Below are 15558 nucleotides of genomic sequence, written 5' to 3'. Positions count from 1 at the left end.
GCGGACCGTCCTCGGCGTCCCCCACTGAGGTGGGCGTTTGCGAGTCCCCTCCCGTATCGCCGATCGGCGGCGTACGATCGCTCGTCGGGGGCAGGAAGGCGGCGCTGTCGTTCCATGCCGGTCTCACCACCGAGCCTATTGTGGGGATGCGCCAATGTCGCGACGTCTGGTCAGCCTGACCCTCGACACGTTGGAGGATCTTCCGCTCCCGTGCCGGCAGTGCGTCTACTGGGAGCTCGATCCGGTCTCCGCGGACCGGGCCTGCGCTGCCGGCGACCCGGGCCTGGAGAAGGAGGCGTGGGTCTCCCAGACGCTGCTGGAGTGGGGCTCCTGCGGCAAGCTCGCTTACGTCGACGGCATGCCGGCCGGCTTCGTGATGTACGCCCCGCCCGCCTACGTGCCCCGTTCGATGGCGTTCCCGACCTCACCGGTCTCCGCGGACGCGGCACTGTTGATGACCGCCAACGTGGTCGCCCCGTTCGCCGGCGGCGGGCTGGGCCGGATGCTGGTGCAGGGTGTCGCCCGGGACCTGACCAAACGCGGGATCAAAGCCATCGAGGCGTTCGGGGACGCCAAGTTCGGCGACGCGGACGACCCTGCCGGTGGTTGCGTCGCCCCGGTCGACTTCTTCCTCTCCGTGGGCTTCAAGACCGTACGTCCGCATCCGCGTTTTCCGCGGTTGCGCCTTGAGTTGCGTACGGCGCTGAGCTGGAAGTCCGACGTCGAGTACGCGCTGGAGAAGCTGCTCGGGTCGATGAGCCCGGAGACCCTGCTCCGGCCGGTCCGTCCCGCCCCGGCCACCCGCTCCACCAACGGCTGACGGCTGACCGCGCGGTGAGCGTCGGCCCGGCTGCGGGTCAGTCGACCACCGTGCCGGCGGTCACGACGGCGCGCAGCTCGCTGACGTCGAGCGACCCGGTCGGGACGTCTCGTTCGATCGGGTAGTACATCCGCTGCACGGCGGCCACGATCGCCTCCACCACCCGGTCCCGGAACCGGGGGTCGACAAGGCGGGCGCGGTCCGTCGGCGAGGTGAGGTAACCGACCTCGACCCGGACGGCGGGCATCCGCGTCAGTCGCAGCAGCTCCCACGTCTTGGCGTGGGTACGGCAGTCCCGCAACCCGGTGCGCGCGACGATCTCCCGCTGCACCAACCCGGCCAGGCGTTCACCCGTCGCTGACACCCCGTTGTCGGTGCCGTAGTGGTAGGTGGCGACACCCTCCGCCTCCGGGTTGGCGTGGCCGTCCAGGTGCAGCGAGATGAACACGTCGGCGCCGAGGGAGTTGGCGAGCAGGGCCCGGTCGGTGTCCGGCAGGCAACTGTCCGGCGACGGGCCCCGGGTGAGCTGCACCCGCACCCCGGAGGCGGCGAGCCGCCCCTCCAACCGGCTGGCCAGGTCGTGCACCAGGTCCGCCTCCGTCCAGCGCAGTGAGCCGTCGGGCACCACCATCCCGGGGTCGGTGCCTCCGTGCCCCGGGTCGATCACGACGGTCTTGCCGACCAGCGCCGGCCCGGACTGCCGGATCGCGTCGGATTCGCGGAGCCACTGCGGCCGGCCTCCGACCACCTTGCGACCGATGCGGCGCAGCGCGTTCATGGTGTGCGGGCCGCAGGAGCCGTCCGGGGTGAGCCCGACCTCGCGCTGGAACTGGGCCACCGCCCGCGACGTCCGGACACCGTAGATCGCGTCGGCGCGGCCCACGTCGTACCCCATCTCCAGCAGTCGTTCCTGCAACGACCGGACGTCCTCGCCGCTGAGCGGCTCGGGGACCGCGTGGTAGAGGGTGCGGGCGCCGAGCCGCCAGCGGGCGGCATCCAGAGCGCGCCAGGTCTCCGCTCCGACCCGGCCGTCCACGCTGAGCCCCCGCGACTGCTGGAACGCGCGGACCGCCCGCTCGGTGTCGAGATCGAACTCGTCGGTGTGTGGGCCGGCGGCGGCGAGCAGGTCGAGGCCGGTCAGGACGGTACGGATCTCCGTGACCGCGGGTCCCCGGTCACCGGGTCGGATCGGACGCACGCACGACCCCCTCTGCACGACGCTGGCTGGCCGGGCGGCCCAGGCTTGAGGCTATGCGTTCCGGGGCGGCGAGGTGGCTGGGCCGAGAAATACGTCGACGCCGTGGCCGAGGAGACGTCGAACCCCGCACCCGGCGAGCGGGTACGGGGTTCGGTTGGTTTTTCTGCTGGTCAGAGGGCCGATTCGATGAGCCGGACCAGCTCGCCCTTCGGCTTGGCACCGGCGATCGACTGCACCGGCTCGCCGTTCTTGAAGACGGTGAGCGTCGGCACCGACATCACCCGGTACGCCCGAGCGGTCTCCGGGTTCTCGTCGATGTTGAGCTTGACGATGGTGACCTGGTCACCCATCTCCCGGGCGATCTCCTCGAGCAGCGGCGACACCTTGCGGCACGGCCCGCACCACTCCGCCCAGAAGTCCACCAGCACCGGCTTGTCGGCCTGCAGCACGTCAGCGACGAAGCTCTTGTCCGTGACCGCCTTGGTTGTTCCCACTATGCCCCTCCTCCGGGATCTGTTCTGTGTTCAGCTGAGCGTCGCGATGAACCGTTCGGCGTCGAGCGCGGCGGCACAACCGGTGCCGGCCGCGGTGATCGCCTGACGGTAGGTGTGGTCGACCACGTCGCCGGCAGCGAAGACACCGGGCACGTTGGTGCGGGTGCTCGGGGCGTGGACCTTCACGTAGCCCTCGTCGTCCAGCTCGACCTGGCCCTGGAACAGCTCGCTGCGGGGGTCGTGACCGATGGCGACGAAGACGCCGGTCACATCCATCACCCTGGTCTCGCCGGTGTGCACGTTACGGACGCGTACGCCGGTGACCTTGCCGTCGTCGCCGAGGATCTCCTCGACGGTGCTGTTCCACTCGACCTTGATCTTCTCGTTGCTCAGCGCCCGGTCGGCCATGATCTTGCTGGCCCGGAACGAGTCGCGGCGGTGGATGATGGTCACCGACTCCGCGAAGCGGGTGAGGAAGGTGGCCTCCTCCATCGCCGAGTCGCCGCCACCGACGACCACGATGTGCTGGTTGCGGAAGAAGAAGCCGTCGCAGGTGGCACACGCGGACACGCCGTGGCCGAGGTATTCCTGCTCACCGGGCACGCCCAGCGGGCGCCAGGCCGAACCGGTGGAGAGAATGATGGATCGTGCCCGGTAGGCGGTCTCGCCAACCCACACGGTGCTCACCGCACCGGAGCCGGCGTCGCCGGTGTCCACCAGCTCGACCCGGGTCACGTCGTCGGTGAGGAATTCGGCACCGAACCGCTCGGCCTGCTTGCGCATGTTGTCCATCAGCTCGGGGCCGAGGATGCCGTCAGCGAAACCGGGGAAGTTTTCCACCTCGGTCGTCGTCATCAGCGCGCCACCGGACTGCACGCCCTCAATGATCAGCGGCTTCAGGTTGGCACGTGCGGCGTAGACGGCCGCTGTGTAGCCAGCCGGCCCGGAGCCGATGATGATCAGGTTGCGGACCTCGTCCACTGCCGTCTCCCGAGTTGTGTGTGTTCGGCGTCGGCGCGAGCACCGATGCTGATCCGAGTTGCCGACGCCTGGGTGGGGCCGGCAGCTGACTTCCAGAACGTCATCGTACGAACCGGGGATTCCCGAGCCGGGCATCCGGTGGGTCAGGTCACGTGGGCGGTCATCGTGCCATTGACCGTGGATTCACCCTACCCGCGCCCAATACCTGCTGTCCGAGCCGGACCCGGGCACTCCGCACTCCGGGCCGCTCACCCAGGCCCACCGGACTCCGTTCGCATCGGTGAAGCGGATGATCAGCGCCTGCTCGCCCTGGAACCGCGCGTAGTCGATCAACTCGACCATCAGCGGGGCCGTACCGTGCTCCGTCGCGATGCTGGCCAGGCAGGTGGTCAGCGCGGTCTCGTCGGTCAACCGGGCCAGTTGGTCCGAGCCGGTGGGAGAGGGCCGGCGTTCGCCCTCGGCATCCACCTCCGGCTGCTGACTGGGGGTCGCACCGGTCGCCCGGCTGGTAGCCGGTGTGCTCGAAGCGTCCGTGCGGTGGGCGCTGCCGAGGGTCTCCGGGGTGTAGTTCGTACCGCTGCGCAGTGCCGACGCGGTGGTACGGAACGGCGCGGCCCCCGCCGCGGCATCGGGCGCGTTGACCGGCTGGTCCATGGCGCTGGTGCCGCCGGCGTCCTCCGACCCGCGCGAGAGCTGGTTGAGGCCCAGTGAGACGGCGAGGACGGCGATCACGGCGGCGGCCACGGGTGCGCCACGGCGGGCCCAGCCGCTTCGGCGACGGCCCGGACCGGTGGACGCCCAACGCCCCGACCGGACGGGCGTCGGGGCGGCCGGTCGACGACCGCCCTGCGCCGGTACGACCACCGGCGTCGCCGCCTCGCCGCCCGGAGCGACGCCGGGCGCCTCCTCGGTGGAGTCGTCGTTCGTCGGCTCTGCGGCCAGCGCGGCCAGGAGACGGTCGGTGATCGCCGACGGCATCTCCGGGGACGGCTCGGCCCAGCGGGCCAGGTCCGTCCGGACCTCGGCAACGGCGGGGGCCAGCAGCGCGTACGCCTCGGCCCAGGACGGGTCCGCGGCGACCAACTGGGCGACCTCGTCCTGCTGCGGGGTGCCGTCCAACGCCCCGCCGAGGTAGTCAGCGAGGAGGTCGACGTCGACCTCCCGGAACCCCTCGGTCGTCACGTGTCCTCCTGGTTGGCGTCCCACCGGTACCGGCCTGACCCTGATCCGACGCCCTCCACCGTGCCCGGGTTCCCCGGCGTGACGCCGGGCACGCCGGGGACCGGGGCGGCCGGTGCCGGTCGGGTCGACGGCGTCGCGACGGCGGTGGGACGGAGATGCCCGAGCAGCACGGCCAACCGGGCCCGACCCCGGGCGCACCGGCTCTTCACCGTCCCCTCGGCCACGCCGAGGATGCGGGCGACCTCGGCGACCGGATAGCCCTCCACGTCGACCAGCACCAGCGCGGCGCGTTGCTCGACGGGCAGCGCGGCGAGCGCCTCGCGGACCACCAGCACGGTGTCGTGGTCGGCTGCCGGTGCCGCCGGTTCCAGCCCGCCGGTGCCCGATCCGTCCTCGGCCCGGTTGCCGTCCGGCAGCGGCACGGTGGGGTGCGCCTGCCGGCGGCGGATCCGGTCCAGACAGGCGTTGACCACGATCCGGTGCAGCCAGGTGGTGACGGCGGAGTCGCCGCGGAACCGGCCCGCCGCCCGATGCGCCGACAGTAGGGCATCCTGGAGTGCGTCGGCTGCCTCCTCGCGGTCGCCGAGCGTCCGCAGGGCCACCGCCCACAACCGGTCACGGTGCCGGTGGAACAGTTCGGCGAAGGCGTCCCGGTCCCCGGCGACGTGCGCGCGCAGCAGCTCCAGGTCCCCCGCGGCGGCGCGCCCGTCCATCACCGCGTCCAGCGGATGCGGTGCCCGAATCGTGGTGCCCGACTCACGAACCCTGGACCGTAATCTCCTGAACCCCCAGCTTGAACCCACCCTCGGACGGGGGCAACTCGGTGATCCAGAACAGCAGGTACTGGTATTTCTTGTCGGCGTCGAAGCCGTTGAACGTCATGGTGGTGCCGTCGTGGTCCTCGAACGGCTGGCCGATGGCGGTCTTGTAGTTCGCCACCAACTGCTTGTCGCCGTTGCTGCTGGACGGCGGGTTGATCGTGCCGGCGAGCAGTTGGGCGGACGCGTTGGTGGCCGACAGCACCGCCTGCACCGACTTGACGGTGTGCGGCTCGCCGAGGTCGATCCAGACGCCCATGCCCTTCTTCAGGTTGCCGAAGTTGGGCCGGTCCCGGTAGGTCTCGGTCTCCCAGCCCTTGTCCTCGTCACCGTCGATGACCTTCTCAGCGCCGTCGATCTCCGTGCGGTCCTTGCTGTCCGGGTCGATGATCCGGACGTTCTTCACGGTCAGCTTGCGTGCCGTCGCGGCGGCCGGGGTGGCGTCGCCGGCCGGGGCGCTGGAGCTCGGCGCGGCGACCGGGTTGGACTGCGGGTCCTCGTCGTCGCCGCCCAGCGAGATGATCCCGATCAGCAGACCGACCAGGGCGACGGCCAGCAGACCGGCGATGCCGACGGCGACCTTGCGACCCCCGGCCGCGGCCAGCGGCGACGGCTCTTCCTCGGTGTCGGCGGCGAACCGCAGCGGCCCGCTGTTGTCGAGGTAGTGCTCTTCCTCGGCCGGCACGTCGAGGCGCGCCAACTCGGCGGCGAGCACGTCGGAGGAGGGCGGGGCGATCTCGGCGTCGAGCAGATCCATGGTCAGGTCGTCCAGGTACGCCGGGACGCCCGCACGAACCTGGCGGGGTGCCGCGAGGGCACCCGCAGCGTCCCGGACAGCGTCCGGGATGGCGGCGCGGCCGTGGCCGGCGGTGGCGCCACGCAGCGGTGCCTCGGCGTGCGGCCAGGAGCCGGTCAGCGCGAAGTAGAGGACTCCGCCGACCGCCCGGATGTCGTTCTCCTGGCTGTCCGCGCCGTCGGTGCGGGCGTCGGCCAGAACCACCCGGCCCTCGTCGCTGATCATGACGGTGCCGGGGTGGACGTTGCCGTGCACCATGCCGGTGGCGTGCACCGCGGCGAGCGCGCTCGCGACGGCGTTGCCGATGGCGGTGGCCCGAGCCGGGTCCAGAGGGCCGTCGTTCGCCAGATCCCGCAGGGACTGCCCGTCGACCCACTCGCGCACCACGTACGCCCGGTCGGCCTCGTCGATCGCGTCATAGACGCCGACCAGATTGGGGTGGATGACCCGGCTGGCCGCGACGGCGGCCTGAAGCATCTCGGTGGCGGAGTCGCCACCCGGGTAACGGAGCACGACGGCAACGGGACGGCGCAGGATGACGTCGACCCCGCGCCAGACCAGCCGACCCGCACTGTCGTTGTTGATGTGCTCAACCAGTTCGTACCGCTCGGCGAGGACTTCACCGGCCGTGGGAGCACCGAAGGTCATGACCGGAGGAGCGCTTTCGTCCGCCTCCTGACCCTCGCCGACCTGGGTCACCCGTCCTCCCTCGGTGATCGTGTCGATCGATGAACCCGAACTGCTGGGCATGTGGCTTCCCGCTCTGCCGTTGAAGGAACCGGCCGACCGGTGTCGACGCCCAGCGTCGACCCCTGCCGTACCCGTCGAGAGCGACCTTACCCGGGTTGCCCGTCTCTCCGACATGTCATCTTCCCGCCGTACCTGGCAGGGTTCCGGCAGTCGGTGAACTCGTCCGGTTACGACCGTTGTCAGCCACGTTGCTGGCACATGTACTAGCTAATCTACGGCTTCACCGCAAGTGACCGCCGTCGGGGCTGGGCCGGCCCGATACTCCCGTCGCCTCGTACGTTCCCACCGATCGGGTCGCCACCCTCAGCCGTACGGTTGGTTATCCACAGGCCGAAGCGGCATCTGACCGGCGAATCGCGGAGTTATCCACAGGAGCATCCCCAGCCTGGTGATCCACGGTCACGATCCGTATGAGTGTCAACTTGTTGTAATCGGATGCTGGCGTTCAGCGACCGAGTCGCCGGCGAACCATCCCGACCACCTCGGTGATCTCCCCGATCCGCAGCAGCATCGCCAGACCCAGGTAGGTCCCGCCGATCACCGCTCCGCCGATCACCAGTTGGATGACGGCCTGGGCCCAGCTTGGCGTGTCACCACCGGGCAGCAGGTTGATCACGAGTAGGCCGACCAGCGCGGCACCGAGCGCGGCGACCAGGACCCGGCCCAGGGTGCGCATGATGTGGCCCAGCCCGATCCGGCCGACCCGCGGACGGAGCAGCCAGGCGGAGCCGATCGCGGCCGCCAGATACGAGACAGCGTTACCGATCATCATCCCGGCCGCTGCGAAGTGGGCGGCGAACGCGGCGAACAGCACGATCTGCACGCCGATCCGCAGCGCCACGACCGGAATGTTGATCAACGCCGGGGTGCGGGTGTCCGGCAGGGCGTAGAAGGCGAAGGTGAAGAGCTGGCTGATCGCGAACGGCACCAGGGCGAGCGCGGCCAGCAGCAGCACCAGCGAGGTGTCCGCGGCGTTCTCGTCGCTGAACGCGCCGTAGCGGAACAGCACCACCGCCAGCGGGGTGGCGAGCACGGCGTAGCAGACGGCGATCGGAGCGAGCACCGCCGAGACGGTGCGGGTGCCCCGGGACAGGTCGGCGGCCACGTCGGCGTAGCGGCCGTCGGCGGCAGCGGCGCTCATCCGGGGCATCAACGCGGTGATGATCGAGACGGCGATGATGCCGTGCGCCATCATCAGCAGCAGGAAGACGTTGTTGTAGATCAGGGCGCCGGCGTCCCCGTCGCCCGCCCGGTTGAGCAGGTTGAACAGCACGATCAGGCCGACCTGGCTGACCGCCACGTAGCAGAACATCCAGCCGCCGAGCCGGCCCAGCTCACGCAGGCCGAGCGCGCGGAAGTCGAAGCGGAGCTTCCACCGGAAACCGACCTTGCGCAGCGCCGGCAGCAGGCCGGCGGCCTGGATCGCGACACCGAGCAGGGTGCCACCGCTGATCAAGAGGATCCGGCCGGTGGTCATCTCGTTCGGCTTCACGATCTCCGCACCGAAGATCGCGATGTAGAGGCCGGCGGTGGCGATCACCACGATGTTGTTGAGGATCGGCGCCCACATCGGGGCGGCGAAGTGACCCCGGGTGTTGAGTACCGCGCTGATCAACGCGCTGAGGCCGGTGAAGAAGATCATCGGCAGCATCAGGTACGACAGTCTGGTGACCAGCTCCTGGTAGTCCTCACCGCGGTTGTCGCTGGTGTAGAGCTGGGTCAGCAGCGACGCGGCGATCACCGCGACCAGCGCGGCCACCGCCAGGGTGACCACCGCCAGGGTCAACAGCCGCTGGGCGTACGCCTGGCCGCCGTCGGTGTCGACCTTGCGCCGACGGACCAGCACCGGGATCAGCACGCTGGTGAGGATTCCGCCGAGGAGGAACTCGTAGACCATTCCGGGCAGGATCTGCGCGGTGGTGTAGGCGTCACCGACCAGCGCGCCACCGAGCGCGGCGGTCAGCACCAGGGTCCGCAGGAAGCCCGTACCCCGGCTGACCAGGCTGCCGATCGCCATCACCGCGCTGTTGGCCGCCGCGCTCGCCTCGCCCACCTGCTCCTGCGGCGGCGCGGTCGACTCCATGGCCGGCTGGTTCAGCGGCTCGGCGGAGATGAAGGTGGCACCGTCCCCGGGACGGGGTACGGCCCCGCCGTCGTTCGCGGCGTTGGCGCTGCGGTAGAGCCCGCCGCTCATCTCCAGCCTCCCAGGGGTACGTCGGGTCGGACACCGACCCGCACGCCACAGACCATAGTCAACCCCCACCCGTTACCCGCGCCCGGCGGATCGGATCACACCCCGGCCCGATAAGCTGGCGATCCCATGTCCGAAGCCTCCGCACCTCACGCCGCCGACCGCCGCGAACTCACCGCCGCGCAGCGCAACGCCGTCGCCGAACTGCTCCGGGTCTCCCCGGTCGCCGACGAGTTGGGCCGCCGGTTCGTCCGCGCCGGTCACGAACTGCACCTGGTGGGCGGTTCGGTCCGGGATGCCCTGCTCGGTCGACTCGGCGACGACCTTGACTTCTGCACCGACGCGCACCCCGACGAGACCCTGGAGATCATCAAGGGCTGGGCCGAGGCGATCTGGGAGACCGGTCGGGAGTTCGGCACCATCGGCGCCCAGCGCGACGGCCTGCGGCTGGAGATCACCACGTTCCGCGCGGAGTCGTACGACCAGGTCAGCCGCAACCCGGTGGTGGTGTACGGGACCAGCCTCGACGAGGACCTGAAGCGGCGTGACTTCACCATCAACGCGATGGCGGTCAGCCTGCCGGACCACCGGTTCACCGACCCGCACGGCGGGTTGGACGATCTCTCGGCCAAGGTGATCCGTACGCCGAGCACGCCGGCCGAGTCGTTCGGTGACGACCCGCTGCGGATGCTGCGGGCCGCCCGGTTCGCGGCGCAGCTGCGTTTCGCCGTACACCCGGATGTGCACCTGGCGATGACCGAGATGGCCGCCGACCTGGACCGGATCACCGCCGAGCGGGTCCGCGACGAGTTCACCAAGCTGCTCTGCGGCGCGGACCCGATCACCGGGCTGCGGCTGCTCGTCGACACCGGGCTGGCCGAGCGGTTCATGCCGGAGCTGACCGGGCTGAAGCTGGAGATCGACGAGCACGCCCAGCACAAGGACGTCTACGAGCACACCTTGACGGTCGTCGAGAACGCCATCTCCTACGAGGAGGAGGGCTGCGACTTCATCCTGCGGATGGCCGCCCTCCTGCACGACGTGGGCAAGCCGGCGACGAAGGCGGTCGGGTCCGACGGCCGGGTCAGCTTCCACCACCACGAGGTGGTCGGCGCGCGGCTGACCAAGGCCCGGATGAAGGCGATGCGGTACCCGAAGGAGGTCACCGCGAAGGTGACCGCGCTGGTCGCGTTGCACCTGCGCTTCTACGGGTACGGGCGGGGCGAGTGGACCGATTCGGCGGTGCGCCGCTACGTCGCCGATGCCGGTGACCTGTTGCCCCGCCTGCACAAGCTGACCCGTTCCGACTGCACGACCCGGAATCGGCGTAAGGCCGCCCAACTCGCGGCCGACTACGACGCGCTGGAGGATCGGATCGCCCGGATCGCGGCCGAGGAGGACCTGGCCCGGGTCCGACCCGACCTGGACGGCAACGCGATCATGGAGTTGCTGGGCGTACCGCCGGGGCCGGTGGTCGGGCGGGCGTGGAAGCACCTCAAGGAGCAGCGCCTCGAGCACGGCCCGCTGGACCGCGACGCCGCCGAGGCGGAGCTGCTGCGGTGGGCCCGCGCCGAGGGCCTGATCGAGTAGCGAGCCCCAACGACGCGACGGGCGCCACCCCCATGGGGAGCGGCGCCCGTCGGCGTACGGAGTCAGCGGCTTTCGACGGCCTTCCCGTCGACGGCCGCGGTGCCGTTGCCGGCCGGGGCGGATGCCGCCCCGAGCCGCGCCAGCAGACCGGGCAGGTCGATCCCGGTGAGGTCGCTGCCGAGCTGGAGACCCTGGGCCACGTTGCCGGCCACCGACTTCGTCAGTGACGACGCGCCGTCGGTGGAGATGACCGTCATCTTGTCGATCGCCCCGATCGGCGCGCTGGCCGCCTCGACCACCTGCGGCAGCACCTTGACCAGCAGGTCCAGAACGGCCGCCTCCCCGTACGCGGCGAACGCCTCGGCCTTGCGCGCCATCGCGTCCGCCTCGGCCTCACCCTTCGCCAGGATGGCCGCGGCTTCGGCCTGACCTTCCCGCTCGACCGCCTCGGCGATGGCGGAGCGCCGACGCTGCTCGGCCTCACCTTCCTTGGCGCCCTCGATGGCGTTGGCCTCGGCGAGCGCGGCCCGGCGGGCCCGCTCGCCCTCACCGGTGAGCCGGGCCTGCTCGGCGGAGGCCTGCGCGGCGGCGATGACGGACTGCCGCTGCGCGTCGGCGTGCAGCACCGCCGCGTTGCGGGACGCCTCGGCCTCCTGCTCCACCTTGTACCGGGCCGCGTCGGCCGGCTTGCGAACCTCGGTGTCGAGTTGACGCTGCTTGAGCTCTGCGTTGCGCTCGGCCACCTTCTGCTGCTCGGAGAGGATCGCCTGGTCCCGTTCGGCCTGAGCGAGCGGACCGGCCGCCGCGGACTTGGCCTTCGCCGCGTCGATCTCGGCCTGGATGCCGGCCTGCTTGAGGGCCAGGTTGCGGTTCGCCTCGGCGATGGCCTCCTCGGCGAGCAGCCGCTCCTGCTCGGCCTGCTGCCGGGCCCGTGCCTCGGCGATCGCCGCGTCCTTGAGCACCCGGGCGGCCTCGGGCCGGCCCAGGTCCTGCAGGTAGGAGCCTTCGGCGAGGATGTCCTGGAGTTGGAACGTGTCCAGCACCAGGCCCTGGTTGGTCATCGAGTGTTCGGCCTCCTCGGCGACCGCGCTGGCGAACGCCGCCCGGTCCCGGATGACCTCCTCGACGGTGAGCCGGCCGACGATCGAGCGCAGCGCGCCGGCCAGCACCTCGCGGGTGAAGTTGTCGATCTCGTCCTGTTGGTGCAGGAACCGTTGCGCGGCGGCCCGAATCGCGTCCTCGGTGCCGCCGACCTTGACGATCGCCACGCCGTGCAGGTCGGCCCGGATGCCCTGCTTGCTCACGGCACCCCGGATGCCGACGTCGATCCGCCGGCTGGACAGGTCGAGCGACTGGAGCTTCTGCACCACCGGCAGGACGAAGACCGAGGCGCCCAGCACGACCTTCTGCCCGGAGGTGTCGGTGGACCGCCCACCGTCGGCGGTCTGCGTGGTGCGACCCTTGCGACCGGTGACGATGAACGCCTCGTTCGGGCCGGCCACCTTGATCCGGGAGAGCACGAAGAGCACCAGGATGAGCACGAGGAGGACCGCGCCACCGATGGCGATGAGGAGGGCCATATAAAGGAGTCCCGTCTATGAGGGGGTCAGTAGGTCTCGACGTGCACACTGGTCTCGCTGAGCGCCTGCACGACGAAGACCTGGGCACCGATCGGGATCGGCTGGTCCGCGCGGGCGCTGAGCTTGACCGGTTGGCCGGCGAGGCGAATGCGAACCTCGCCGTACCCGTTGGCCGGCACCGGGGTCACGACCAGGCCGAGGGCCCCGACCAGGTCGTCACGGGTGGGGGTGGGGTCGGTGCGCATGTCGCGCGCCGACCGGCTCAGCCGGGACGCCAACCAGGCGGTGGGCACGGCCGCGAGCACGCCGCCGACCACCGCCCCGACGACCATGCCCGGGGTACGCGCACCGAGTAGTTCGTTGACGATGGCACCGCCGAACCCGAACGCCCCGGCGAAGCCGGCGACCGTCTCGACCGAGATCGGGCCGTCCACGTCGGGGTGCCCGAGGTGGAACAACTCGGTGCCGAGCAGGGCGAGCGCGAGCACGCCGATGCCCGCCCCACCGATGATCAGAAAAATGAGCGTCCCCGTTGCCACGACCTGCACGGTATCGACGTGGCGCAACATCGGGCGGTCGCGTAAGAGGCAAAGATGATCTTCCGCTGATGTTGATCAAAAAGGGACAGTGCCCGGTGGCACGGGCGCACGCCGAGCGAGCCGCAGCGGCAGAGGCGGTCCGGGCCGCCGAGGAGTGGCGTTCGACCCGACGCTGGTAGCCGTGCCGGCAACGTCGCCCGGGTCGGGGAGAATGGGCTGATGCGCTGGACCGTGCTCGACTCACCGATCGGCGAGTTCTCCGTCGCCAGCGACGGCGCGAACGTCTGCGGTGCCGCCTTCGGCCGGGTCGACGCAGCGGCCGACGAGCCCGGCGACGCGTTGTCCCGGCAGGCGGTGACCGAACTGCGGGCGTACTTCGCCGGTGAGCTGACCGCGTTCACCGTCCCGGTGTCGATGCCGCGCGGCTCCGACTTCGAGCGGGCCGTGTGGCGGGAGATGACGAAAATTCCGTACGGGGAGACGCTCACCTACGGCGAGGTGGCGCGCCTGGTCGGCGATCCCGGGGCGGCCCGGGCGGTGGGAGTGGCCTGCAACCGCAACCCGGTTCCGGTGATCGTGCCGTGTCACCGGATCGTCGGCGTGGGCGGCAAGCTGGTCGGCTTCGGTGGAGGTCTGCCCCGCAAGGTCACGCTGCTGGAGTTGGAGGCCGGGGTCGCCCTGCGGCACGCCTGGTCCTGAGTCGTCCCGCAGTGGCTGGCCGTCCCCGGTGGGCCCTACCCGGCCCCGGTCGACCCTTCCGGGCCGACCGCCGTCGTGGACCTCGGCACGACGTCACCCGAGTGGGCGGGCCACGCCGGGTCGACTGACGGCCTCGACCGGAAGAAGCCGTTGGCCGGTGGCAGGGCCAGCAGGACCAGCGCGACGGTTATCGCCACCGGCGCACCCAGACCCAGGGTGAGCAGCAGGGGCTCCAACCAACCCGGCATGGCATCCCGTGCCATCGCGGTGATCCGATCGATGTCCTCTGGGGAGTAGACGGAGTAGAGCGGGCGCGGGGACCGGACCGCCCCGACGGTGGCGCAGCAGGCGAGGAACGGTGCGGTGGCCCAGGACGCGATCCGCGCGCCGTTCGCACCCGCGAGGTTGGTGGCGGCCAGCGCGAGGAGTACGAGGGACAGCAGCGCCGTCAACAGGTCAGCCGCCAGCTCGGCGGTGCTGCCCAGCGCGGCGAAACTCACCCCACCCGTGGGCGTGAAGGACCTGGCGGCCTCGTGGAAGAAGTCCTGGTGCCAGTAGGTCAGTGGCAGCGCGGCCAGGTGCGCGACGGCGGCCAGGGCCAGCAACAGGCAGGCCGTCGCGACGCTGCGGGGCCGAGGAGGCCGGCCCGGGTGCGGGACCGGCGCAGTGGTGCCGGTGGGGGAGATCATGTATCGATTATCGATATCCTCCCGGCTTTCCGTGGTCCCGGAAACGGTGGCGGGGGTCACGGGACAGCTCTCGTACCCCAGGTGCCGATCGACGTCGAAGGGCCGGGTCCGCACGGACCCGGCCCTTCGACCTGCTTGATGATTCAGCGCGTCAGCGCGCAACCTCACCGGCGATGAACTCCTCGACGGCCTGGTGGGCGTCGTGGTCGGCGTACTGCACCGGCGGGGACTTCATGAAGTACGACGAGGCCGACAGGATCGGGCCGCCGATCTTCCGGTCCAGGGCGATCTTCGCGGCGCGGACCGCGTCGATGATGACGCCGGCCGAGTTCGGGGAGTCCCACACCTCGAGCTTGAGCTCGGCGTTCAGGGGGGTGTCGCCGAACGAGCGGCCCTCCAGGCGGATGTACGCCCACTTGCGGTCGTCCAGCCACGGCACGTGGTCCGACGGGCCGATGTGCACGTCGCTCTTGCTCATCTCGTGCGGGATCTGCGAGGTGACCGACTGGGTCTTCGAGATCTTCTTCGAGACGAGCCGCTTGCGCTCCAGCATGTTCATGAAGTCCATGTTGCCGCCGAAGTTGAGCTGGTACGTGCGCAGCAGCTCGACGCCGCGGTCCTCGAAGAGCTTCGCGAGGGCGCGGTGCACGATGGTGGCGCCGACCTGGCTCTTGATGTCGTCGCCGACGATCGGCAGGCCAGCGTCGGTGAACTTCTGCGCCCACTCCGGGTCGGAGGCGATGAAGACCGGCAGGGCGTTGACGAACGCGCAGCCGGCGTCGATCGCCGCCTGGGCGTAGAACTTGGCGGCCTGCTCGGAGCCGACCGGCAGGTAGCAGACGACGACGTCGACCTGCGCGTCGCGCAGCGCCTGCGCCACGTCGACCGGGGTGGCGTCCGACTCCTCGACGATCTCGCGGTAGTACTGGCCCAGACCGTCGAAGGTCGGACCGCGCTGCACAGTCACGCCGGTCGGCGGCACGTCGCAGAGCTTGATGGTGTTGTTCTCGCTGGCGACGATCGCCTCCGCGAGGTCCATGCCCACCTTCTTGGCGTCCACGTCGAATGCCGCGACGAACTCCACGGCGTTGACGTGGTAGTCGCCGAAGGCGACGTGCATGAGACCCGGGACGCGGTCGTTCGGGTTGGCGTTCCGGTAGTACTCGACGCCCTGAACCAGGGACGAGGCGCAGTTACCCACACCGACGATGGCGACGCGGACGGAGCCCAT

At 70.7% G+C, this 15558-nt stretch carries 14 protein-coding genes; 3 read left to right on the top strand and 11 right to left on the bottom strand.

The window, feature by feature from the left end:
* Window positions 1-154 precede the first annotated feature (154 nt).
* On the top strand, window positions 155-820 hold the full coding sequence (locus tag EV382_RS25270; protein ID WP_130405818.1) for a GNAT family N-acetyltransferase: 666 nt from the start codon (window positions 155-157) through the stop codon (window positions 818-820).
* Between the two features lie 37 nt (window positions 821-857).
* Here EV382_RS25270 and EV382_RS25265 read toward each other — a convergent pair whose 3' ends face one another.
* The 7 genes from EV382_RS25265 to murJ form a co-directional block, all read right to left on the bottom strand.
* Window positions 858-2018, bottom strand: coding sequence for an N-acetylmuramoyl-L-alanine amidase (locus EV382_RS25265; RefSeq protein ID WP_130405816.1), 1161 nt, complete (start codon window positions 2016-2018; stop codon window positions 858-860).
* Window positions 2019-2188: 170 nt separating this feature from the next.
* Complete coding sequence (trxA, locus tag EV382_RS25260; protein ID WP_130405814.1) at window positions 2189-2512, bottom strand: thioredoxin; 324 nt, start codon at window positions 2510-2512, stop codon at window positions 2189-2191.
* Window positions 2513-2542: 30 nt separating this feature from the next.
* Window positions 2543-3493, bottom strand: coding sequence for a thioredoxin-disulfide reductase (gene trxB, locus EV382_RS25255; RefSeq protein ID WP_130405812.1), 951 nt, complete (start codon window positions 3491-3493; stop codon window positions 2543-2545).
* A 183-nt stretch (window positions 3494-3676) separates the two neighbouring features.
* Complete coding sequence (locus EV382_RS25250) at window positions 3677-4675, bottom strand: hypothetical protein (RefSeq protein WP_130405810.1); 999 nt, start codon at window positions 4673-4675, stop codon at window positions 3677-3679.
* A complete protein-coding gene (gene sigM / locus EV382_RS25245; RefSeq protein WP_130409189.1) occupies window positions 4672-5388 on the bottom strand; it encodes an RNA polymerase sigma factor SigM in 717 nt (238 codons plus the stop codon). Before sigM ends, EV382_RS25250 begins: the two co-directional genes overlap by 4 nt.
* A gap of 43 nt (window positions 5389-5431) precedes the next feature.
* The gene (locus tag EV382_RS25240) at window positions 5432-7039 is read right to left on the bottom strand and encodes a protein kinase family protein (RefSeq protein ID WP_130405808.1); all 1608 of its coding nucleotides are present in this window, start codon (window positions 7037-7039) and stop codon (window positions 5432-5434) included.
* A gap of 445 nt (window positions 7040-7484) precedes the next feature.
* Complete coding sequence (gene murJ, locus EV382_RS25235) at window positions 7485-9233, bottom strand: murein biosynthesis integral membrane protein MurJ (protein WP_130405806.1); 1749 nt, start codon at window positions 9231-9233, stop codon at window positions 7485-7487.
* A 126-nt stretch (window positions 9234-9359) separates the two neighbouring features.
* On the opposite strand from murJ, the gene EV382_RS25230 reads away from it, so the two are divergent.
* Entirely contained in the window at window positions 9360-10820 is a 1461-nt protein-coding gene (locus EV382_RS25230) for a CCA tRNA nucleotidyltransferase (protein WP_130405804.1), read from the top strand.
* 62 nt (window positions 10821-10882) lie between these two features.
* On the opposite strand, the gene EV382_RS25225 is transcribed toward EV382_RS25230, so the two are convergent.
* Together EV382_RS25225 and EV382_RS25220 are read right to left on the bottom strand one after the other, a co-directional pair.
* Entirely contained in the window at window positions 10883-12400 is a 1518-nt protein-coding gene (locus EV382_RS25225) for a flotillin family protein (RefSeq protein ID WP_130405802.1), read from the bottom strand.
* 26 nt (window positions 12401-12426) lie between these two features.
* A complete protein-coding gene (locus EV382_RS25220) occupies window positions 12427-12969 on the bottom strand; it encodes an NfeD family protein (RefSeq protein ID WP_130405800.1) in 543 nt (180 codons plus the stop codon).
* A gap of 189 nt (window positions 12970-13158) precedes the next feature.
* Here EV382_RS25220 and EV382_RS25215 point away from each other — a divergent pair, with 189 nt between their 5' ends.
* Complete coding sequence (locus tag EV382_RS25215; protein ID WP_130405798.1) at window positions 13159-13638, top strand: methylated-DNA--[protein]-cysteine S-methyltransferase; 480 nt, start codon at window positions 13159-13161, stop codon at window positions 13636-13638.
* Between the two features lie 35 nt (window positions 13639-13673).
* Here the strand turns inward: EV382_RS25215 and EV382_RS25210 are convergent, their stop codons facing one another.
* Window positions 13674-14327, bottom strand: a complete 654-nt coding sequence (locus EV382_RS25210; RefSeq protein ID WP_130405796.1) for a hypothetical protein — start codon at window positions 14325-14327, stop codon at window positions 13674-13676.
* Window positions 14328-14478: 151 nt separating this feature from the next.
* The gene (locus EV382_RS25205) at window positions 14479-15558 is read right to left on the bottom strand and encodes an inositol-3-phosphate synthase (protein ID WP_030331825.1); all 1080 of its coding nucleotides are present in this window, start codon (window positions 15556-15558) and stop codon (window positions 14479-14481) included.

The organism is Micromonospora violae, from assembly GCF_004217135.1.
Taxonomy (GTDB): domain Bacteria; phylum Actinomycetota; class Actinomycetes; order Mycobacteriales; family Micromonosporaceae; genus Micromonospora; species Micromonospora violae.
This window is presented reverse-complemented; position numbering and strand designations above follow the sequence as displayed.